Raw genomic sequence first — 21,423 nt, forward strand, 5'->3', positions numbered from 1 at the left:
TTAGTCCTTCAAAATCAAACAGTTCTCGATCTGCCAGCTGTGACGGGGCTACATTTTGCATGGCTTTAAATATCGAGGCCAAGCGCTGTAGATGTGCGTCATCCCAGTCGCGTAGCATATCATTATACTATGCTTATATCTTGACGGTAAATTTGCTAAAATAGCGCGCTTTATTCGCAAATATTACTTCTAGTAGCAAGCGTCACACGTGAGACTAGACGTTACGCAATATAATGAGAGGCTTATGACTGACTCCACTTCTAATACTATCGATAGCGCACAAAATGCCGTTGTCCTACTATCGGGCGGCCTAGATTCTGTGACCTGCCTGTATTGGGCAAAGGCACGTTATGCTAGTGTGACCGCCGTCAGTTTCAACTACGGTCAGCGTCATAATAGCGAGCTTGTCGCAGCAAAGTCTATTGCGCAAACGGCTGGAGTCGATCACCGCGTCATCGATATCGATATTGCGCAACTTGGCGGCTCCTCGCTTACGGATCACAGCATGATCGTACCAGATGGCGATACTGATACCTTCTCCCACAAAAAACGTGATGAGATCGATAATGACGCGATTCCAAATACTTACGTGCCAGCGCGCAATACTATATTTTTATCCTACGCTTTAGCCGTCGCTGAAGTCGCTGATGCCAATCATATCGTCATCGGGGTCAGCTCGGTTGATTATTCAGGCTATCCAGATTGTCGCCCTGAATATATTGCCGCGTTTGAAACCATGGCGAATCTTGCGACCAAAGCGGGCGTCACAGGCCATCACTTGAGCATTCAAACCCCACTGCAACAGCTCTCCAAAGCGCAAACGATCGAGCTTGGATTATCACTTGGCGTTGACTATGCTCAAACCATATCTTGTTATCAAGCCGATGCCCAAGGCCGCGCTTGTGGTGTTTGCGACAGCTGCGTGCTACGCCGTCAGGGGTTCGCTCAAGCAGGTGCAGTTGATCCTACATACTATCGATGATGATAACAACGGTTGCAGAGCCTATCTTATAGACGAAGCTTGTGCATAAAAGCGTAACATTTGATTGCATCATGACAGCACGCCTACGGTTTTATTTATGCCCTATAATTGCTATCTTATGATGACGTTTGTTGTTAATTAAAGGATTATTATGAAGGTGTTGCACGTACTACCCTTAGCCCTGCTCGGTCTTGTGGCTATTCCACAAGCGAACGCAACTAATATCAAGCAGGACAATATCAATACCTGTGTCAATGGCGCAGTCAAATATAAAGTTGCTGATAAAAGCACTGCGACTAAGCTGTGTAATTGCACTATTGGTGTGCGCAGCAATATGACGATCGGTCAGATGTGGGAGATTGAAAGCTATGCCATGGACAAAAAAGATCCCTCAGGCCTACCTTATGTCAAAAAAATGCAGAGAGATTTGCAACAATGTACGACAGGTTTAGATCTCAAGTCACCGCAAAAACCTGCATAGTTTATATTTGCTATTTGAGCTTAAGTAAAGATTTATAAAAGACTGGTCACTACCAGTCTTTTTTTGTTGCTAGCCGTTGCCAATATCTAAGCAAAGTGTAAGACTGATATGCGATAAGCAAACTACAACAAAAAAGGTAGATCTATTATGGCAAAACCAACTTCAGAGACGATCGAGTTACCAGACTTTCCTGTCACCTTAGTACGTAAGCTTGATGGTCACTTTATTGAGGATAACATTAGTCTAAAAGAGCTGAGCGCGCATACAGACAAAGGACTGATACTTTATTTTTACCCCAAAGACAATACGCCAGGCTGCACCTTGCAAGCCACTGAGTTTACAACTCATGTGAGCACCTTTGAAGATCTAGGCTATAGTATTATTGGTGTCTCTCATGATAGCGTTGACTCTCACGAAAGCTTTATCGACAAGCATGACCTGCATATCCCGCTCATTAGCGATACTGACGAGAGACTATGCCAGTACTTTGATGTTATCAAAGAAAAAAACATGTATGGCAAAAAGACTATGGGGCTGGTGCGATCGGCCTTTATCTTTGATAAGCAAGGTGACCTGACTCACGCGCAGCGCAATCTACGTGCCAAAGGCTATACCGATAGATTATTGGATACTCTAACCCCTTAGAGCTTTAGATATCTCAAAACTAAAACACTTATGTCATTAAAATAAAAATTACTTATCTAGGACTATTATGAATAACGACTCAACGACTAACGAAAACTCAAGCAAAAAAGACATTACTCGCGAAGTTAAAGTCGCCGTTATCGGTGCAGGCACAGCGGGACAGAATGCTTTTCGTCAAGCCAACAAAGATATCAAAAATACAGTCATTATTAATGAAGGCTACTGGACAACGACTTGCGTCACTGTAGGCTGCATGCCAAGTAAACTACTCATTGCAGCGGCAGAGCGCGCCCATGAAGCCAAGTACTCTGAAGAGTTTGGAATTCATAGTGACGTGACTATCAACGGCAAACAGGTGATGGCACGCGTTCAAGCAGAGCGTAGTCACTTTGAGAGCTTTCTTGAAAAACAAGTCGATAGCTGGCCTGATGATAAAAAAATAGCAGGACGCGCGCATATCAATAAAGATGGTCTCATTGAAGTCAATGACGAGCTCATTAAATCTGACAAAATCATCGTTGCAACAGGGAGTAAGCCGTTTATACCTGAGGGCTGGGCGGACAAGCTTGGCGATACGTTACTGACTTCTGACACCGTGTTTGAGTTGTCAGACTTGCCTGATTCGATTGCCGTCATTGGCGCAGGCGCAGTAGGTTTAGAGCTTGCTCATGCTTTTAGTCGTTTAGGCGTTGCTATTACTTTGTTTAACCGTAATGACGGCGTGGCTGGTCTAAAAGACAAAAAGATTAATGCAAAAGCTATTGATTGTTTAAGTACTGATCTTGATATGAAACTTGGTAGCAAAATTACAGAAATTGATAGTGAGGTCGATGACAACAAGCAATTAGTCGCCTCTATCAAATATACTGACAAAGATGGTAATGAAGGTCATTGGCAAGGCGATTATGTACTGGTCGCAACAGGGCGAAGTAATAACATTAAACAGCTAGGAGTTGAGAATCTCGGCGTTGAATTAGACGAAAAAAATAGACCTAAAGACCTCGACACACATACAGGTCAGATTGGCGATCTTCAGGTTTACATCGTTGGCGACGCTAATGTCCATCAACCCTTTTTGCATGTCGCTAGTGATGAAGGTTATAGTGCTGGCAGTATTGCCTGTGATAATAAAAGTGATGCCTACATTCGCCCATCATCTCCTCTTTTATCCATCATTTTTACCGCGCCTCAGATTCTAAGTGTGGGCATGTCTATACCAGAAATAGAAGAGAGTCCAGAGCTTGAGTACGTCATAGGTAAAGCCAGCTTCGACAATCAAGGGCGTAGCCGCATTATGGGTGTTAACTGTGGTCTTTTGCATATTTACGGCTGTAAAAAGACAGACAAAGTATTGGGTGCAAGCATGGTAGGTCCGGATGCAGAATACATAGGTCACATATTAGCTACAGCGATTACCAATCGCATCACGGTAAAGCAGCTGCTAGATGCACCTTTTTATCACCCTACTATTTTGGAAGGACTACGCACAGCACTACGCGATGTTCAACACCAGATGGATATTCCTTACCAGGCTCTTGACACTCATAAGGATAACTCTTAGTCTTTGACAGTATAATGAGTATACAAATAACTTAGTTTGAGACTAACTGGTAATGACTCATTCATTTACTGCTCTAAAACCAGTAGCTCACGACTTAACAAGGCTTGTATAAAACAATGACATTCGCTGGTATTGCTGATTTTTTTAAGGAGATATTGCGTGATCTCTATACCAGCTTGTATTTAGCAATTGGTGGCTCGGTAGAGGAGGACTCTCTTGATTGGTCCTCTCAAGTCGTTGATCTGGTCAGCACTGGTATCAAAATCCTAATACTGCTTGCGGTATTGGGGTTTTTTTATTGGCTGCTTATCTACTTAATCAAGCATAATAAAGAGCGCATTCACCTAAGTGATCGCCGCGAAAAAATCATGCGCTCAGTACTGCGCTATATCTGGATTGTGGCAAGTCTCATTGCTATTATGAGTCAGATTAATTTTGAACCTGCTACCGTAAAAGCCACTGCTAAGGCTTGCATTTGGGCGGGTATTTATTACGTACTCTGGACCTCATCAGGTCAAATTATTCATAGAGTGCTTCAGCATTATGGGCTAAATGCCTCCATTGAGCAGCTTCTCAAAAATATATTATCCGTCATCTTGCTGGTGCTGGGTCTAGCCAGCGTCATGGCGCAGTTTGGTTTTGATATTGTCTCACTGGTTGCAGGTTTAGGGATTGTCGGTTTGGCAGTTGGTTTCGCCGCGCAGTCTACGCTTGCCAACTTTATCGCGGGTATTACTATTTTGCTTGAGCAATCCTTTCAGGTCGGCGATTGGATCAATATCAATGGCAATGAGGGACGCGTAGTGGTCATAGCCCTGCGCACGACGCATATTTTGACTCGTGACAATATCACTGTAATTATTCCCAATTCCAACATGGCCTCCTCTGAGGTCACCAATTTGACCTCCAAGAACTTTGTGCGCTTTAACGTGCGCGTGCGTATCGCTTTTGAAGATGATATCAGTCAGGCACGTGAGCAAATACTTGGGGTACTTACCGACACAGAAGTGGTACTCTCGCGTCCTGAACCCTCAGCGACTGTAGCTGAAGTTGGCGAATATGGCGTGTTTTTTATCGTGCGCTTTTGGGTCAAACCCGCCTCAGTCGCCCGCATGCCCAAGATTAAAGAGGACATGCAAGAGCATATTAAAAATGCTTTTGATGCCGCTGGTATCTCAACCCCTTATCCGCACATGCGTCTGCTCATGCCAAAAGACGTTGACTACCCTATCCCGACCAAGCCTTTTGCGACAACGACGCAATCTATAGAGCCTGATGTGTCTTTAACCAAAGATAGTAAGTAGGCTTAGAGTATCTGATGTTACATCCACTCCTTTTTTTCTAAAAAGTCGTGTTGTAAATTTGCTTTAACAACTACTCTTAAGCGATAACGCTTGATGTGTGATAAAATCGTCGGTTATCTTATTATTCTTTGATTCGCTTTTTTAGCCAGGTATCTGTATGACCGAACCAACCGCGCCCGCCTCCATTCCAGTAGCATCAACGGAGCTATCTTACGATTTTATCATTACCTGTGCCGATGGCCTTGAGACGCCGCTGCAAACTGAGCTTGATAGCTTCGGTATTGCAAGCGATATCAAAAGCACTGGGCGTCTGACGGTAACGGGTACGCTACGTGACCTCTACACTATTTGTCTGTGGTCGCGTGTGGCGTCTAGAGTGCTTATGCTCATTAAGCGCAAAAACATCAATACTGAATACGATGTCGCTGAGCAGCTATATAGCCTCGCCAAGTCCGTCAATTGGACTGAGCAATTTAGCTTAGAGCAGACCTTTGCTATTCGCCTGTCTGTTGATAAGCGCGTAGCCGTCAGCCAGCAATTTGCGATGCTGCGGGTTAAAGACGCCATTGCCGACACCTTTAATGAAGCTTTTGAGAGTCGTCCTAACGTCGATAGCAAAAACCCAGATTTTGCGATATTTGCAACTGTTAATGATAAGCAAGCTGAGCTGTATCTAGATCTATCTGGTACTAGCTTGCACCGCCGCGGCTATCGCGTCGCTATGACCGACGCCCCGCTCAAAGAAAACTTGGCCGCCGCTCTACTCTATAGTGCAGGCTGGCACCAAAAAAACAACGATGGTACGCCTTTCTATAACGCTCTTGTAGATCCTATGTGCGGCTCGGGTACTTTTATTATCGAAGCCCTGCTCATGCATTGTGATTACGCAGTCGGCATTGACAAAGCAGCGAATCAGTTTGGCTTTTATGAGTGGCAGCATCATGATGAGACGCTATGGCAGGCGATGATAGATGAGGCGCAAACTCGTCATTGCGAGGCGCTAGCTATTGCCCTTGAGCAGCCTGATACCTTGCCGCTTATCTTAGGGTTTGATGCGGATGCAGGCGCTATTATCGCCACCGAAAAAAATGTAATTGCAGCAGGTCTTCAAGACTTGCTGCCCCTACTCGATATCGAGACGCAGGCGCTGAATCAGCTCAAAAGCACGCTACGTCCTATGGCGCAAGATGGTCGCTTGAGCAATCCTCTAATTATCACTAACCCGCCCTATGGCGAGCGCTTAGGTGAAGAGGATATGATAAGACCGCTGTACCAATCATTAGGACTCATTATCCAAGATAGCTTCGCAGGTAGCGGTGTTGATCCTATGCTCGGTATTTTGGCCGCCAATGTCGAGCAAGTCGATATTTTACCGATCAAAGAGCCGCAAACTCTACGCTGTCATAATGGTGCAATCACCGTTTATTTTCGCTACGGCAAACTGATTGCAGCGCAAGCAGGTAATCTGGTCAAACAGTTTGAGAAGCGCGAAATCGATGTCGAAGAAGGTCAAGACTTTATCAATCGCTTGCAAAAAAATCTGAGCAAACTCAAAAAACTCGCTAAAAAAGATAACGTTAGTAATGTGCGCGTCTACGATGCTGATCTGCCAGATTTCAAAGTCGCCATCGACCTCTACGGCGATTACGCGCACGTACAAGAGTATGCGCCGCCCAAAACCATACCACCAGAAACCGCTAAAAAACGCTTTAATCTTGCGCTAATGGGTATTCGTGAGGTGCTTAATATCAACCGTGAGCAAGTTTTTATCAAGACTCGCGCCCGTCAATCTGGCAACGATCAATACAGCAAACAGGCCACTACTGAGAAAAAAGGTAAGTTCTATATCGTACGTGAAGACGACGCTTATTTTTATGTCAACTTTACCGACTACCTCGATACCGGCTTGTTTATCGATCACCGTAATATGCGCGCGCGTATTAAGGCTAATAGTCGCGGCAAATCGGTGCTCAATTTGTTTGCCTATACTTGTACTGCCAGCGTCCACGCTGCGCTTGCAGGTGCCAAAAAAGTCACCAGCGTCGATCTGTCACAAAATTATCTCGATTGGGGTAAGCAAAACTTTGCACTGAATGGCTTAGACTTGAGCGGTAGTAAATACGCCTTTGTCGCTGCCGATATTTTTGAGTGGATCAAAGACAATACTGAGCAGTTTGACGTTATCTTTATCGATCCGCCGACTTTTTCTAATTCTAAAAAGTTTCAAGGCACCTTTGATGTCCAGCGTGATCATGCTGCCTTGATCAATCGCGCGATGAATCGTTTGACTGCTGATGGTGTGCTCTACTTCTCAAACAACTTTACCCGTTTTGAATTGGACGAGCAGTTGCTTGAGCGCTATGACATTACAGATATCACGCATCAGACCATTGGCTTTGATTTTAATATCAAAAAACCTATCCATCAAAGCTTTGAGATACGTCAGCGCTGATAACCAAAACACCGTTAATGCTGCTTTGATTCGCCCTTTTTTTGTTGTTATGATAGAGCGTTACTGAATTATGATGATATTGATTCGATGTCAGTAAATACATTTATTCTAATAAAAAGGATGCCACTATGGCTTTATCATTAAATAAAGGCGGTAATTTATCGCTCACCAAAACTGATCCCAATCTAACCAAATTGCTGATTGGTCTTGGCTGGGACGAGCGCGCGACCTCTGGTGCCGAATTCGATCTTGATGCTAGCGTGTTTTTATTAAATACGGCGGGCAAAGTACGCGGTGATCATGACTTTATCTTTTATAATCAGCTCAAATCTGACAATGGCGCAGTCGAACACACTGGCGATAATCGCACAGGCGAAGGTGATGGCGATGATGAAGTGGTTAAAGTCAATCTGACCCAAGTACCAAGCGACGTCGACAAGGTGGTAGTGACTGTGACTATTCATGACGCTGCTGCTCGTAGTCAGAACTTCGGTCAAGTTGCCAATGCTTTTATCCGCGTCGTTAATGAAGAGAGCGGCACTGAAGTGGTTCGTTTTGACTTAGCAGAGGACTATTCTGTCGAAACCGCGATGGTATTTGGTGAAGTGTATCGTCACAATGGCGAATGGAAGTTTCGCGCCGTCGGTCAAGGCTATTCAGGTGGCTTGCAAGCTATGTGTCAGCAGTACGGTGTTGATATCTAGTATAGCTTATCAATAGTTATTTAATCTAGCTGCTGGTCTTTATACGATATCAAGTTATGGTCTATTACTGATCGCACTTGTTATCGTATTTTTGTGTAACGACTTGCCAAATATAAGGTCAGGCACTTTATATTTGGCATTTTGCCACAATACATATAGCTAGATTTAGAACGTAGCGTCGACATCATTATTAGTATTCATTATTAAACGCTATATAATGGCTTTTACTTAAACACTGCATGTTTAGAGACGCTATTTAAACTATCTTTGAGGTGGCTTATAACAGCTACCTTTTTATAGTGTGTGTCTTTAAAAGGCACGTACTTAGCCACTTGATTTTTATATTGCACTGTACAATCAGACAGGATGTGTCATGAGACATTTTTATTTAGATTTTATCTTCACCGCTATTGCCTTGGCAGTAGCCGCTTGGTGGGGATATTCACATGGTGGTATCGGCGGGCTAATCGCTACGCTATCGATTACTGCTATTTTGGCGGTGATGGAGATCTCGTTATCTTTTGATAACGCGGTCGTTAACGCCTCAGTGCTCAAAGGCTGGGATGAGTTTTGGAAGATGATCTTCTTGACCATCGGTATTTTGATCGCCGTCTTTGGTATGCGTCTGGTCTTCCCTATCGTTATCGTCGCAGTGACTGCTGACTTGGGTATGATGCAAGTTATTGATTTGGCATTGAACAATCCTGAAGAGTACTCAGCTCGCTTGATGGCGCATCATGCTGAGATTTCAGCCTTTGGTGGTATCTTCTTGCTTCTGGTATTTTTAAACTTTGTCTTCGATGACAAGGACATTCATTGGTTTGAGTGGCTTGAGAGCCGCCTTGCAAAGCTAGGTAAAGTCGATGCGATGAGTGTCTTTGTGGCGCTAATTGTGTTAATGATTGCCGTATCCTTTGCAGCAGAGACGCAAGCGGCTGCAGTATTGATCGCAGGAGTTTGGGGTATTTTGGTCTATTTGGGCGTTCAAGTTATCTCTGGAATGCTAGAAGGTGATCTTGAAGAGGAGCTAGATGAGCAAGGCAATAGTACCGGTCAAGCGACTAGCGCTATCATGCGCGGCGGTATTATCGGTTTCTTATATCTAGAAGTGCTCGATGCCTCATTTAGTTTTGACGGTGTGATTGGCGCCTTTGCAATTACCAACGACGTTATCGTCATTATGTTAGGTCTGGCCATTGGTGCGATGTTTGTACGTTCAATGACGATCTTTTTGGTCGATAAAGGCACGCTTGATGAGTTTATCTATCTTGAGCACGGCGCTCACTATGCTATCGGTGCGCTCGCTGTTATCATGCTACTGTCCGTCAAGTTCCATGTGCCAGAGCTGATCACTGGTCTTATCGGTATTGCCTTTATTGGTTGGGCGCTGCTAGCCTCGCTTAAGCATCGTAAGATGGAGGCTCTGCTAAACCCTGCTGACGATGCTGATCCAAAGATTCGGCAGCTGGATTAGCAAAGTATTAATAATAGGTTATATCGACACCGTTGATATAACCTATTTTTTTACTCTAAACTTAGGGCAAAAGTCAAATAGCAGTATTTTTAATGTGCAGAAGTATCGTTAAGTTACAAGTGTAGTGTGTCTTAGTAAACATATAGCGTATAGACAAAATTCGCCTTGCTTACTCGCTATGGGATTAGTATAGTAAAACGTAACCACACGCAGTTTTGACGTTCTTATATGATCTAAATGTAAGCAATTAGATTGAAGGATAAATACGAGAGTTCAAAATTATCTAGCGTCGTGTGTTCTATCTCACTTTAATTATAAAACCAAAGGACAATTTTATGGCTATTAGCTTATCAAAAGGCGGCAACGTAAACTTATCAAAAGAAGCACCGGGCCTCACGAACATTACTGTTGGTTTGGGCTGGGATCCACGTGCCACCGACGGTCAAGAGTTTGACTTAGATGCTATCGGATTTTTGGTTGGCGAGTCGGGCAAAGTACGTAATGATCAGGACTTTATCTTTTTTAATAACTTAAAGTCAGATAATGGCGCGGTTGAGCACACAGGTGACAACCGTACAGGTGAAGGCGACGGTGATGATGAGCAAATCAAAGTCAATCTAGCCAGCATTCCTGCTGATGTGAGCAAAGTTGCACTATGTGCTATTATTTATGAAGGTCAAAGCCGTAATCAGAACTTTGGTCAAGTCGGCGAAGCGTATATTCGTATCGTTAATGACAATGGTAATAGCGAGATTGCCCGTTATGACTTATCAGAAGATGGTAGCACTGAGACGGCGATGATCTTTGGTGAGCTCTATCGTCACAGCGGCGATTGGAAATTCCGCGCCGTTGGTCAAGGCTTTAGCGGTGGTCTTGGACCATTAGCGTCTTCTTATGGCGTTAATGTTTAGTCGCGGCTCTCTGATATTCTAATTCTTTAGAATAACTATTTTATAAGCTATCAAGGACGTCTCTTTACGTGTTTGGTAGCTTTAAAATTATTTAGGGTTTAATATTTATACTTTAGCTTTAAGGCACACATCAAAATTATCAGCATAAGGATTGGCAACTCATGGCGGCGACATTTAGCTTAATTGGTACTATTGAACCCTTTTTGCATTGTAATCTAAAAAAGGGTGATTCAATTTATTGCGAAGCCAATGCTATGGTGATGATGGAGTCCAACCTTGAGCTCAAAGGTAAATTGCAAGGCGGCCTTATGCAGTCGCTTATGCGCCGCTTTGCCAATGACGAATCCCTGTTTCAACAGCAGATTGAGGCCACAGGCGGGGAAGGCGATTGTTTGCTAGCCCCTACCCTTGACGGTGACATGCAAATTATCGATGTCGGCGCGCAGCAATATACGTTAAGTGATGGCGCTTTTGTCGCTGCACAAACAGGTGTCGATATTAGAGCCAATATTCAACGTAACCTTGGCGGCGCCGTGTTTGGAGATACCGGCGGCTTTATGGTCATGCAAACGCAAGGCAAAGGCCAAGTTGTCGTTTCAGGTTTTGGCTCCTTGTTTGAAATTGAGGTCACACCTGACAAAGACGTGATTATTGATAATGGTCATGTGGTCTGCTGGGACTCAAACCTTGAGTACAAACTCTCGGTCTCAACGAGCAAGAAAAAAGGCATCATGAGCAATATTATCAATTCAGTCACTAGTGGCGAGGGCATGGTACTTAACTTTTCAGGCTCAGGAAAAGTCATCATATGCTCGCGTAATCGCGACAGCTATCAAGGCTGGCTACAAAGCATCTTGGGTAGTAGCTCAGGTGGACGCGGCGGCGGCGGTGGATTTTTAGATAATATTTTATAACCTATTTTTTATATTCAAATAAATCTTTGCTTATTCGCGATTTATTCCACGCACACCTATTATAAGGATAACGACATGGCAGTTAGTCTACAAAAAGGTCAAAAGATCTCTCTAAGTAAAGAAGCAGGCGGCGAGCTTACCAAAGTCAAGCTAGGTCTTGGCTGGGATGTATTTCAAGGTCCTCAGGATAAAAAAGGCGGCTTCTTAGGTAAGTTGTTTGGCGGCGGTAGTGGCGGCGACTCTATCGATTTGGATGCGTCATGCATTATGTTCGATAGTAATAAGCAAGCGGTCGATGCCATCTGGTTTAGCCAATTACAGTCAAAAGACGGCAGTATCGTGCACACGGGCGATAACCGCACAGGCGATGGCGACGGCGATGATGAAGTCATCAATGTTGATCTTGCACGTGTGCCAGCTAATGTGGTCTCTCTCGTATTTACTGTCAATAGCTTTACCGGTCAAACGTTCGAGACGGTAGAGAATGCCTTTTGCCGTATCGTAAACGCCAATAACAATACTGAGGTCGCACGCTACAACTTATCATCACAAGGGACACATACGGCGATGATTATGGCAAAGGTTTATCGTCATAATAATGAGTGGAAAATGCACGCCATTGGCGAGACGGCCTCTGGTCGCACTTTTCATGACTTGATGCCAGCTATCACGCCGCATGCTTAGTACTATTTATTTAAAGATTTATTAGAGTCAAAAAACCGCCCAGCGTTAATCGTTAGGCGGTTTTTGTTAATGTGGACTGGTTTATCATGCTATTGCTTTACTTATGCTAAAGCGCTTACTTACTCCCCCGCTTCCAGCTAAAGCCCCAATTAAAAGCCTTGTCCATCTCTTGATGACCTTTAAAGTATTGGTTGATACGCTCAACATTGATACTGCCCTGCTGATTGACCAAGCGAGCAATGGCGCACATTGGCGAGTTATTTGAGCCTTCAGTTAATCTGGTCTCGATTGGCGGCTGATCAGGCACATGAATGGTTACGACCCCGTCTGTTTGTGCCCAGTTTGGCGCGCCCTCATAAATGAAGGCAAAGATAAATACCTCTTCGATTTGCGCCCACTGCTGACCATTGATATCGAGCCACTCGCCGCCGCTCACTTGTCCGGTTCTATCATCAGCACGCAATAGGACATAAGGCGCAGACTGCAAACTACCAAAACGATTGCCCAAGGCTTGGATTAACGTTTTCTCACCGTTTTTGAGATGAATCATTGCGCCAACGTCAAGATCAATACCACCTGATTTATGCTGCTTAAACAGATCACCCAGCAGCCCTTTTTTGGGCGCTTGCTTAGCGGTGTCTGGGCGCTGATTCCAATTTAAGTTGACTGATATTTTGCCAAAATCGTCGCGTTTTTTTAGATTAATACTGGATTGATTCTTGGTTAAGGTGATTTTGCTAAGGTTAATTGAAGGACTAGCGGGAATCGGCGGCGGTGTACTGGTTTGAGTGCTACCTGCCTTTTGGGTATTGATAGGCTTTTGGGTATTGATAGGCTTTTGGGTATTGATAGACTGGTTCTGGCTTTGTGCTTGCACAGGTGCATCATCGCTGATTTCAACGCCGAAATGCTCGGACAAAGGTTTTAGGCCGCCCTCAAATCCTTGAGCGATAAAGCGAAACTTCCAGCTGCCTTGACGACGATAACATTCTGCTAAGATAATCGCTTTTTCATTGCGACCGCTCGCGCTCAACTGACTCGTTAATAGCACTTGACTGCCTTGCAATACTTGGATGTCGACATCGCCGATCTGTGCCAACGTCTGCGCACTTGAGAACGCCAGAGCAATCTTATCTATAGTTGCAGGCTGCGCTGGCAGATTAATATCAAAGAATCCATCGCTGTCGTGACCGCGAAAGCTCACGCTACCATCATCGCTGCGGGTCTGCCCATAAAATATCATATCGCCATCGCCGCGCACCTTGCCCTCGCTCGTTAAGCGGTAAGCGGCGCAATCAATCGCGTTTTGACTCAAAATACGGATGCTAATATTATCAGTTGGCAGTGGCGCATTGGCACCAGCAACCAGTTGTTGGACTTGGGTTTGGCTCATGAATAATCCTTGATTGTCTATAATAGTGTAGTCTGATTGCCCTATAGTAGCATGGATGCCATCAGCTTTTTAATGCTCGATTATGGTATTTATAGCTTATGACAGTGTATATAATAATGCTGATATTCATCACCGATTCATTGGATTAATTATGCCCAGCGACACTCGTACTACTACAGATATAGCCAGTGTTTGGCTTGCAGAAGGACAGTCAAGCCAGCGCGATATGCTCGCAAGCTTGCAAGCTCTCAAAGCAACATCTAACACACCATTTCATGTAATCGCTTCACATCGTCATAATAGACCTGAGATATTTGAATGTGCAGATAGTATTTATCGAGAGCCCCATTTAAGTATCAGCGATGATGAGTCATTGACAGATAACCCTGTTGAAGCTGAGCCTACTATGCCGCGTTGGCAGTTTGTATTAGAGCAAGCTCAACAACAAAAGGTAAAGGTGCTCCTCACGGGTCGCAATGGTATCGATTATGAAGCGCACCGTGATACCTTTAGCGCTGCTGGTATTCGTCTATTGACGGGCGCAACGAGCGTTGACGCCTTAGAGTCTATCGATGATAAGTTTGCCTTTATGCAGCAATGTCATGCTCATAATATCCCCGTAGCAGACGCTTGGCGGTTTGATACTACCGCTGAGCTAAAAGCCCTGCTGGCCCAGCATAGTCATCAGCCGCTATGCGTAAAGCCAGTCACAGGTATCTTTGCCCAAGGATTTTGGCGGCTTGACTCTAGCAAAGCGTCAGATGAGACCTACGATAGCTTTGAGCACTTGTACTTTACCGAAGCCAAAAAAATAAATACACAGCAATTTATAAGTGCTTATACCAATAGTCAAATGGTAAAAGAGCGCCCTATTCCTATGCTGCTTATGCCTTTTTTACCAGGACAAGAGTACTCTATCGACGTGGTTTGTGAGTATGGCGAAGTCTTGGCCGCCATCACCCGCCATAAGACGGGAAAAGTTCAGCACATTGGTTATGAGAAGCCGGTTATGGAGGTTGTCGTTCCGCTGATTAAAGCCTTTGGCTGCGACGGTATCGTCAGCGTACAGACCAAAGCTGATGATGAAGGCCTGCACCGCGTCCTTGAGATCAACTCGCGACCCTCAGGTGGTATCGGTTATACGGCTCATAGCGGCGTCGATCTGACGCAAGTGGGATTTGGTTATTGGCTTGGACTCACGGACAAGCCCAAACTTGAGGATATCGTCAAAGAAATCACACCTTGTCAGGTACGCTCGATTATGACCAGTGTGAAGATAGAAGAGCAAGCACTATAGTAAGGTCGTTTTTATTCTGGGTCATTACCTATAATAAGATGCGCCTTTATCATAGGTAATGATTTAATGGTTGTTGGCACGTAATTCAGGAAACCGCTTGATCATAACGATAACGAGTAGCAGCGCTAACACAGCAATAGCAGCGCCGACGTAACCCACGCTTGAGAGTGAGATATAGGTGACTGCGTAACCGCCTAGCAATGCACCCGTACCTATCCCTAAGTTGATGATGCCAGAGAACATCGCCATCACCATGTCTTGAGCGTTAATATCGATTTCTATCACTTTGGATTGGATGGTCAACATCAGCAGTATCATGGCGGTACCCCAAACTATGGTGACTATGCCAAATAACCATATCGACGTTGCCGTCCATGACATGAGTAGCATTGCGCCTATTATGAGCACCGTGGATGCTAGCATCATGGTCGTGCTCGATCTGTCACTCCAGCGACTAAATATATAACTGCCGATGAGTCCTGCGCCGCCAAATAATAATAAAATAAGCGTCACTAAGTTCTCACTCATCGCGCCGACCCGATTTAAAAAAGGTTCGATATAAGTATAAGCGGCATAATCTGCGGTAAAGATGATAAAGCAGAATAAATAAAGGCTGACCAACAAAGGATTATTAAGCAGTTCTGGAATTTTTCTAAAGGAGCCGTTAAACATACTGGGCAATGTGGGCAGCAGCTTTGCTTGTAGCACAAACACGATAAAAGCGATGATTCCGATACCTGCAAAGGTGGTACGCCAGCCAAACCATTGACCTAATATACGCCCTATAGGCACGCCTAATACCAGCGCTAAAGACGTCCCTGTAGCCAATATACTAAGCGCTAATGCTCGCTTGCCCTCAGGCGCTACTCGCAGCGTTATCGCTGCAGTGATGGACCAAAATATCGCGTGCGAAAAGGCAATCCCTACTCGGCTCACCAAGAGAACCTGAAAACTCCATGCAAATACAGATAAAGCATGACTGGCAATAAAGACTACAAATATAGCCAGTAGCAAGCGCTTACGCTCAAACCTACTGGTCAATAGCATCAGAGGCAATGACATAAGAGCGACGACCCAAGCGTACAGCGTCAACATCCAGCCAGTCTCAGCGGCTGTAATCGAAAAGTCTTTGGCGATATCGCTGAGCAGTGCTACAGGGACAAATTCTGTAGTATTAATCACAAAAGCGCTGACACCCATCAAGATCACTCGAAAGTACTGCGTGCGGCGAGATACTGAATCCACCTCAAAGTTATTTTCCATATCACTGACTACTATAAAAAAGTGCTCAGATAGCACGGCTGACCCAAGAATGAGTGCTAGGACCTAGGAAATATGAGTAAAGAGTAATGCTCACCAATTTGCAGTAATATAGCTCTACTTTTAAATCCAGTTTCGTTCAGCGGCATATTCTAGTACATTGTTTTTTAATTATCTATCAGACTTATGTTCACGGTAATTGATTAAGTTCATCAAAATATCTTTGCCCTCCAATTCTCTGCAAAAACCGTTAGAATAGATACGCTTATGCACAACATAACTGTATATTTATAAGGGTAAATTTAGGGACTAAGCCCATGACAAAAACTCAAGCAGAGGGTAAGCGATGAGCGCACAGACGACGCTAGTGTTAGGCGCAAATACGGTTATTGAGCAACCCAACTGCTTAGTCGCTTTTACAGCCAATAATTCGCTTACATTTGGTCAGCAGCTCGGTCTGCTTTGGTTGCCTTTAGATGACAGACGAAAAGCTGCTTGTAGTCCCGCCTATCTACACGCGCCCAAAGACTGGGTGCAGCTAGATGATGCTAACAACCCAAGCGCATGGCAACTTGATTTGCCAAAATTGTTTGAGACGCAAAACGTGAGCTACTTGCAACTCATTGCTTATACTTACTACGAGCCGAGTTTAGATTTACCAGCGGTTGAATTAGACACTATCAGTCTGACTTTGAATGATAGTGCTATTCATTATGAATTTGTAGCCAATGAGCGTCATGTCAAAGCCGCTATAATATTAGAGATTTATCAGCGTAATGGTCAGTTTAAGTGCAGGGCGCTGGGTGAGAGCTCAACCCAAGGGCTAGCGAGCCTAGAGCAGCGCGTGCAGGTGAGCTTAGATACTCGCCTGCCAGATACTCATGCGCTCATTCAATCCGCGCAGCAGCAGCAACGAGACCAGCGCAATAATGAATCGCGCCCACCGCGTCATGTCACCCCTGGCGAGACGTGGACGGGTACAGCGTTCGCGATTGATTCCTATCATCTACTGACCTGCTATCATGTCATTGAGTCGGCAGCGATGATAGGTATCCGTCAGCAAGGGCAGCCTGACCGCGAGGCGCAAGTGGTGATGAGCGACATCGGTAGTGATTCAGCTATCATTAAAGTTTGCGAGCCACTACCGAGCCATCTACCACTTGCCCAGCAGTGCTCAGATATATTAGGCGAGACCATTACCACCTTAGGCTTTCCGCTATCAGGCGTCAGTAGTCAGTTGCAAGTGACCCAAGGTTGTATCTCGGGGTTGACAGGGTTTGGCGATGATATCCGCTATATGCAATTTACCGCGCCTATCCAACCTGGCTCTAGTGGTAGTCCCTTATTATTGCCAACAGGCGAGGTCATCGGTATGGTGACAGCCAGCCTCGTTCATTAACAGGCACAAAATATGAACTATGCAGTGAAATTTCAGTTATTATCTGCCCTGCTTGCCAGCGCTGGTATTAGTTTGAATAACTCACACTCTGTATCAACCTCAACGTTGAGCACACCACAACTAAGCAAACAAAGCCGCAGTGCGCTATGGCTGGTGGGTTGTCAGGGTTAAAATCCCTTTACACTTATATAAAATTATAACGTTACTAAATATCGAAAATTAGAAACACCAAGGAATATGAATGCCAAATCAGCAACACAGTACGAGCATCACCCTACCTCGCGGTACCTTGAATTTAACTTATCAAACCAATAGCGCACTAGATAATAATACCCCTTGTCAATTAGAAGACTTACTTGGGTTTGCGCAGCGTATCAATCCCAAACGTGCTTTTTTGTTTGTCTCAAAAGTCTTAGGTCGGCATATTCCTGTCGCGCCTAGTACCATGCGCACTGCTTTTACGCATTTGGCAAGTTTAGTGCCTAACGATCTGCCTGAACCCATTTTGGTCATAGGTATGGCGGAGACTGCCGTGGGACTGTCGGCAGGCGTTCATCAAGCGCTACAAACGCGCTACCCTAACGCGCTACTACTAAACTCTACGCGTCATGCCCAGCATAGCGATGATAATAAGGAGACTTTGCTGACGACGTTTAGCGAAGATCATAGTCACGCCAGCCAGCATCTCATTTATCAAAGCTCTGATAGAATCACTCAAGAGCAGCTACTCGCCAGCAAGACCTTGATTATGGTCGATGACGAAGCCTCAACGGGTAATACTTGCGTTAACGTGGTGACCGCTCTACGTCACTCTGGTCTAAGCCAGTTAGAACAAGTGCATCTAACGACTTTGGTGGATTGGTCACTCAATCAAGAGGCACCTGATGCTGATGACTACATCTCTACTCGTTTGCCTGATATCGACTTTCAGCGTCATCATCTATTGTCTGGGGCGTGGCAATGGACGGATGCACCCAATCCTGAACCTATCGTTATGCCTTCGGTAGATACCACAGAAGCAGGCTCGCAGCCGTTGGGTAATACTGGCAATTGGGGACGCTTTCCGACACTCGATAGTACCGATGGCTTTGCTGATTATCTTGCAGGGTTTCAGTCCTCATTTACCCGTTTTAGTGGACGAGCGACGTTTGATAAAGCACAGTTGCCTGCGCGGATTTTAGTACTCGGTAGTAATGAGTTTGTGTGGTTGCCGTTTTTATTGGCAGAATGGCTTGAGCAAAATACTGACTCACAGAATAAAGTGAAGTTTAGCGCCTTAACGCGCTCGCCTATCGCACTCGGTGGTGCGATTACTACCATGATCAGTTTTCATGACAATTATGGATTGGGCATGACTAATTTTGCTTATAATGTCGAGCCTAGCGATTGGGATTTGATTGTATTGTGCGTGGAAACGGCTGCTGATAGTGTGGATGATATGTGGCAAGGTTTAGATAATGTTTTGGTGGTAGGTTGTGATGATGGAAGTCTAGATTTAGCCTAGGGTGTGGTTAGCGAAGCGTAACCCACCGTTTAAACTTACGAAAAGGTGGGTTACGCGACCAGCTTTTTTAACTTTATACTTCATTAACGGACACTTTTATGACCACCCCTTTCTTCCAGACCAACCCCGAAATCATCAAACCCTACGCGCTCATGGATTTAGACGATACGCTATTTCAAACGCAGCGTAAGATCGACGCTTGGGACTTGCCAACGGCTAAATCTGAGAGCTTAGTCTGCGCCACGGTAAATAAACAAGGCGAGCCGTTAAGTTTTATGAGCCAGCGTCAAGCGAGCTTTTTTAATTGGCTCCTTGCGAGCACTGAATTGATAGTCGTCACTGCACGCGATCGAGACGAGATTAAACGCGTTAAACTGCCTTTTGACAGCTGGCAAGTGCTGACTCATGGCGCGATTGTTTTGACCAATGATGGTAAGCTTTTGAGCGCGTGGCAGCAGCATATGTATCAGCAGCTAAGTCCTTTGCAAGACAAGCTTCACCAACTCAGCCAGCTATTTGCAACTCATAGCAAAAATGAGAACAGTCATCTGGTATTTACGCCGCATATCGACAGCTTTAGTACTGGTTCTAGTAACAAAGAATTAACCATCTATCTAGCGATAAAGCACGCAAAAAAAGACCATCAAGCGCTAAAAGAATTGGCTAAAAAATTGCCTACACTCATACGTGGTTTTGAGCGACACTTTTATGTCCATGTGAACGCTAATAATCTTGCGATACTGCCACATGCGGTGCATAAGCGTCACGCGGTGCAGTTTTTATTAGACCAGCATTTAGATGTCAAACGTCCAAGTTTTGGTTTTGGTGATAGCTTAGCAGATTTACCCTTTCTACAATTGCTTGACTGGTACGGCATGCCCAATCATGGTCAAATGCATGACCATACTAGTCGCAAGTAAGTTTGATTTTAGAATATTAATAACAATCGCTTATACAAGTAAAACATCTTTATGACCCATCATAATATACAAAGATTAGATAAATACGGCTCAGGCAGCTACCTATCTTCTGACGTCACCGTACTGCTCGACATCGTCGATAAAGATGCGGTTGCCGATGTGCCTACTCAACAAAAAGAGGCGCTGATTCAAAGCGGGCAGCGTCATTATTCGGACATGTTGACTCTAGAGCAAGCACCAACGGCGATGCACGAGCAATTATACCAGCAGGCATTAGCGCAAGGTACAGATAGAACGGCGACAGATATTGCTAATTTGGCTTATACATTGCACGATATCTTTGTGCAGACAGTCGATAATGAGCATCCGCTGGTACTGATCAGCTTAGTGCGGGCAGGTTTGCCGATTGGCGTGTTATTGCAGCGTGCCCTATCAGACGATAGCGATAGCGACTATAACTTGCCCAGTGTGCATTATGGCATTAGCATCATTCGTGATCGCGGCCTGGATCCTATCGCTATGCAGATGATATTAGATGCTCATCCAAACAGTCCTATCGTATTTGTCGATGGCTGGACAGGCAAAGGCGCGATTTATCAGGAGTTGGCACGTAGCCTTCAGCCATTTAACGATAGCAGTCATCCTCATTTTGCTACTATTTTTCATCAAGGAAAAGACGTTATTCCCCTGCTGACACTTGCTGACCCAGCAGGTGTCGCTTGGCTTGCGGCGAGCGAGGAGGACTGGCTCATTCCATCAGGTCTGCTAAATAGTACGGTGTCAGGACTGATATCGCGTAGCCTGTATACCGAGCCACAATCGGGACTACATCGCAGTGTATTTTATGATAACTTAGTAGAGGTAGATCATAGCTTAGCCTTCGTCGATCATAGTGATGCCGCGCGCCGCGCATTGACGAAGCCCTTGCAACGTTTGCCAACTTTTAAGCAGCCACGCTACCAGACTGCTCGGCTTATAGATAAAATAGCGGCGGATTATCATATTACTAATCGCAATCGTATCAAACCGACCATTGCCGAAGCGACACGAGCGATATTACGCCGTGATCCTGAGCGCATTTTGCTGGCGAGCACCGATCATCGGGATACGGTCTTATTAAGGCATTTATGCGACGATCGCGATATCACTATTAACGTTTTAGGTGATAAAATATTGCCTTATCAAGCCATTACTTTGATCAAGCAGCGTAGCTAAAAAGATTAGCATTTAACGACCTAGTCCTTGATAAATCCTGTCTATTAAAATTTTATACTCACTTATTTATGATGCCTACTATGTCAGATACGTCAAACAACGAATCAAATATTTATAGCCATACTCAGTCCTATACGCATCTGATCACTGAGCGTCACGATATGATTAAGCCGATCACTTACCATCCTTATCAGTTGGGTGCTAGCCTATATATGCCAGCCACTCGTGAGGATATTTGGCAAGTGATTAAGCGCGATAAGTTACCGACGATTAACAGTATTATCATCTGCCTTGAGGATGCGGTCAGCCACAATGATGTCGAG

Annotated in this window: 19 protein-coding genes and 1 pseudogene; 17 read left to right on the forward strand and 3 right to left on the reverse strand. The window is 44.8% G+C overall.

Going from position 1 to position 21,423, the window contains the following annotated elements; genetic code table 11:
* Positions 1–124, reverse strand: a pseudogene (locus ACTXGO_RS02620) (tRNA 2-thiocytidine(32) synthetase TtcA); the annotation flags it as partial.
* A gap of 120 nt (positions 125–244) precedes the next feature.
* Between ACTXGO_RS02620 and queC the strand changes: the two are divergent.
* The 11 genes from queC to ACTXGO_RS02675 all read left to right on the forward strand — a co-directional run bounded on the left by queC (position 245) and on the right by ACTXGO_RS02675 (position 12,112).
* The gene (gene queC / locus ACTXGO_RS02625; RefSeq protein WP_443543406.1) at positions 245–982 is read left to right on the forward strand and encodes a 7-cyano-7-deazaguanine synthase QueC; all 738 of its coding nucleotides are present in this window, start codon (positions 245–247) and stop codon (positions 980–982) included.
* A 151-nt stretch (positions 983–1,133) separates the two neighbouring features.
* Positions 1,134–1,463 (forward strand): hypothetical protein, encoded by a 330-nt coding sequence (locus ACTXGO_RS02630; protein WP_443543408.1) that lies wholly within the window; start codon positions 1,134–1,136, stop codon positions 1,461–1,463.
* A gap of 147 nt (positions 1,464–1,610) precedes the next feature.
* On the forward strand, positions 1,611–2,108 hold the full coding sequence (locus ACTXGO_RS02635; RefSeq protein WP_443543410.1) for a peroxiredoxin: 498 nt from the start codon (positions 1,611–1,613) through the stop codon (positions 2,106–2,108).
* 67 nt (positions 2,109–2,175) lie between these two features.
* A complete protein-coding gene (locus ACTXGO_RS02640) occupies positions 2,176–3,669 on the forward strand; it encodes a dihydrolipoyl dehydrogenase (RefSeq protein ID WP_443543412.1) in 1,494 nt (497 codons plus the stop codon).
* Between the two features lie 116 nt (positions 3,670–3,785).
* Complete coding sequence (locus ACTXGO_RS02645; RefSeq protein WP_443543414.1) at positions 3,786–4,973, forward strand: mechanosensitive ion channel family protein; 1,188 nt, start codon at positions 3,786–3,788, stop codon at positions 4,971–4,973.
* A gap of 157 nt (positions 4,974–5,130) precedes the next feature.
* On the forward strand, positions 5,131–7,425 hold the full coding sequence (rlmKL, locus tag ACTXGO_RS02650) for a bifunctional 23S rRNA (guanine(2069)-N(7))-methyltransferase RlmK/23S rRNA (guanine(2445)-N(2))-methyltransferase RlmL (RefSeq protein ID WP_443543416.1): 2,295 nt from the start codon (positions 5,131–5,133) through the stop codon (positions 7,423–7,425).
* Between the two features lie 128 nt (positions 7,426–7,553).
* Complete coding sequence (locus ACTXGO_RS02655; RefSeq protein ID WP_317198560.1) at positions 7,554–8,129, forward strand: TerD family protein; 576 nt, start codon at positions 7,554–7,556, stop codon at positions 8,127–8,129.
* Positions 8,130–8,502: 373 nt separating this feature from the next.
* Complete coding sequence (locus tag ACTXGO_RS02660) at positions 8,503–9,603, forward strand: DUF475 domain-containing protein (protein ID WP_317198561.1); 1,101 nt, start codon at positions 8,503–8,505, stop codon at positions 9,601–9,603.
* A 335-nt stretch (positions 9,604–9,938) separates the two neighbouring features.
* Positions 9,939–10,514 carry a TerD family protein gene (locus tag ACTXGO_RS02665; RefSeq protein WP_317198562.1) on the forward strand — a complete coding sequence of 192 codons (576 nt, stop codon included), beginning with the start codon at positions 9,939–9,941 and terminating at the stop codon, positions 10,512–10,514.
* Positions 10,515–10,675: 161 nt separating this feature from the next.
* Positions 10,676–11,428 (forward strand): TIGR00266 family protein, encoded by a 753-nt coding sequence (locus tag ACTXGO_RS02670; protein ID WP_317198563.1) that lies wholly within the window; start codon positions 10,676–10,678, stop codon positions 11,426–11,428.
* A gap of 75 nt (positions 11,429–11,503) precedes the next feature.
* Complete coding sequence (locus ACTXGO_RS02675) at positions 11,504–12,112, forward strand: TerD family protein (protein ID WP_317198564.1); 609 nt, start codon at positions 11,504–11,506, stop codon at positions 12,110–12,112.
* A gap of 115 nt (positions 12,113–12,227) precedes the next feature.
* Here ACTXGO_RS02675 and ACTXGO_RS02680 read toward each other — a convergent pair whose 3' ends face one another.
* Entirely contained in the window at positions 12,228–13,505 is a 1,278-nt protein-coding gene (locus ACTXGO_RS02680; protein WP_443543419.1) for a TerD family protein, read from the reverse strand.
* 151 nt (positions 13,506–13,656) lie between these two features.
* Here ACTXGO_RS02680 and ACTXGO_RS02685 point away from each other — a divergent pair, with 151 nt between their 5' ends.
* Entirely contained in the window at positions 13,657–14,802 is a 1,146-nt protein-coding gene (locus tag ACTXGO_RS02685) for an ATP-grasp domain-containing protein (RefSeq protein WP_443573301.1), read from the forward strand.
* Between the two features lie 63 nt (positions 14,803–14,865).
* Here ACTXGO_RS02685 and ACTXGO_RS02690 read toward each other — a convergent pair whose 3' ends face one another.
* Positions 14,866–16,065, reverse strand: coding sequence for a sugar transporter (locus ACTXGO_RS02690; RefSeq protein ID WP_435949278.1), 1,200 nt, complete (start codon positions 16,063–16,065; stop codon positions 14,866–14,868).
* 343 nt (positions 16,066–16,408) lie between these two features.
* Here ACTXGO_RS02690 and ACTXGO_RS02695 point away from each other — a divergent pair, with 343 nt between their 5' ends.
* From ACTXGO_RS02695 to ACTXGO_RS02715, 5 genes are all read left to right on the forward strand, one after another.
* Positions 16,409–17,461, forward strand: coding sequence for a S1 family peptidase (locus ACTXGO_RS02695; RefSeq protein ID WP_443543423.1), 1,053 nt, complete (start codon positions 16,409–16,411; stop codon positions 17,459–17,461).
* Positions 17,462–17,702: 241 nt separating this feature from the next.
* Positions 17,703–18,965, forward strand: coding sequence for a phosphoribosyltransferase domain-containing protein (locus tag ACTXGO_RS02700; protein ID WP_443543427.1), 1,263 nt, complete (start codon positions 17,703–17,705; stop codon positions 18,963–18,965).
* Between the two features lie 98 nt (positions 18,966–19,063).
* Positions 19,064–19,885, forward strand: a complete 822-nt coding sequence (locus ACTXGO_RS02705; protein WP_443573302.1) for an HAD hydrolase family protein — start codon at positions 19,064–19,066, stop codon at positions 19,883–19,885.
* Between the two features lie 51 nt (positions 19,886–19,936).
* A complete protein-coding gene (locus ACTXGO_RS02710) occupies positions 19,937–21,100 on the forward strand; it encodes a cysteine protease StiP domain-containing protein (protein WP_443543429.1) in 1,164 nt (387 codons plus the stop codon).
* A gap of 161 nt (positions 21,101–21,261) precedes the next feature.
* Positions 21,262–21,423, forward strand: a 162-nt coding sequence (locus tag ACTXGO_RS02715; RefSeq protein WP_443573303.1) for an HpcH/HpaI aldolase/citrate lyase family protein, incomplete at its 3' end; no start/stop codon positions are given.

It is taken from the genome of Psychrobacter sp. T6-1 (assembly GCF_052258445.1).

Bases quoted from the DNA above. Each gene is read 5' to 3' on its own strand.
- ACTXGO_RS02700 (WP_443543427.1), top strand. From the start codon at position 17,703: ATGCCAAATCAGCAACACAGTACGAGCATCACCCTACCTCGCGGTACC.
- ACTXGO_RS02670 (WP_317198563.1), top strand. From the start codon at position 10,676: ATGGCGGCGACATTTAGCTTAATTGGTACTATTGAACCCTTTTTGCAT.
- ACTXGO_RS02645 (WP_443543414.1), top strand. From the start codon at position 3,786: ATGACATTCGCTGGTATTGCTGATTTTTTTAAGGAGATATTGCGTGAT.
- ACTXGO_RS02695 (WP_443543423.1), top strand. From the start codon at position 16,409: ATGAGCGCACAGACGACGCTAGTGTTAGGCGCAAATACGGTTATTGAG.
- ACTXGO_RS02710 (WP_443543429.1), top strand. From the start codon at position 19,937: ATGACCCATCATAATATACAAAGATTAGATAAATACGGCTCAGGCAGC.
- ACTXGO_RS02660 (WP_317198561.1), top strand. From the start codon at position 8,503: ATGAGACATTTTTATTTAGATTTTATCTTCACCGCTATTGCCTTGGCA.
- ACTXGO_RS02680 (WP_443543419.1), bottom strand. From the start codon at position 13,505: ATGAGCCAAACCCAAGTCCAACAACTGGTTGCTGGTGCCAATGCGCCA.
- ACTXGO_RS02630 (WP_443543408.1), top strand. From the start codon at position 1,134: ATGAAGGTGTTGCACGTACTACCCTTAGCCCTGCTCGGTCTTGTGGCT.
- queC (WP_443543406.1), top strand. From the start codon at position 245: ATGACTGACTCCACTTCTAATACTATCGATAGCGCACAAAATGCCGTT.
- ACTXGO_RS02640 (WP_443543412.1), top strand. From the start codon at position 2,176: ATGAATAACGACTCAACGACTAACGAAAACTCAAGCAAAAAAGACATT.
- ACTXGO_RS02690 (WP_435949278.1), bottom strand. From the start codon at position 16,065: ATGGAAAATAACTTTGAGGTGGATTCAGTATCTCGCCGCACGCAGTAC.
- ACTXGO_RS02635 (WP_443543410.1), top strand. From the start codon at position 1,611: ATGGCAAAACCAACTTCAGAGACGATCGAGTTACCAGACTTTCCTGTC.
- ACTXGO_RS02665 (WP_317198562.1), top strand. From the start codon at position 9,939: ATGGCTATTAGCTTATCAAAAGGCGGCAACGTAAACTTATCAAAAGAA.
- ACTXGO_RS02705 (WP_443573302.1), top strand. From the start codon at position 19,064: ATGACCACCCCTTTCTTCCAGACCAACCCCGAAATCATCAAACCCTAC.
- ACTXGO_RS02655 (WP_317198560.1), top strand. From the start codon at position 7,554: ATGGCTTTATCATTAAATAAAGGCGGTAATTTATCGCTCACCAAAACT.
- ACTXGO_RS02685 (WP_443573301.1), top strand. From the start codon at position 13,657: ATGCCCAGCGACACTCGTACTACTACAGATATAGCCAGTGTTTGGCTT.
- rlmKL (WP_443543416.1), top strand. From the start codon at position 5,131: ATGACCGAACCAACCGCGCCCGCCTCCATTCCAGTAGCATCAACGGAG.
- ACTXGO_RS02675 (WP_317198564.1), top strand. From the start codon at position 11,504: ATGGCAGTTAGTCTACAAAAAGGTCAAAAGATCTCTCTAAGTAAAGAA.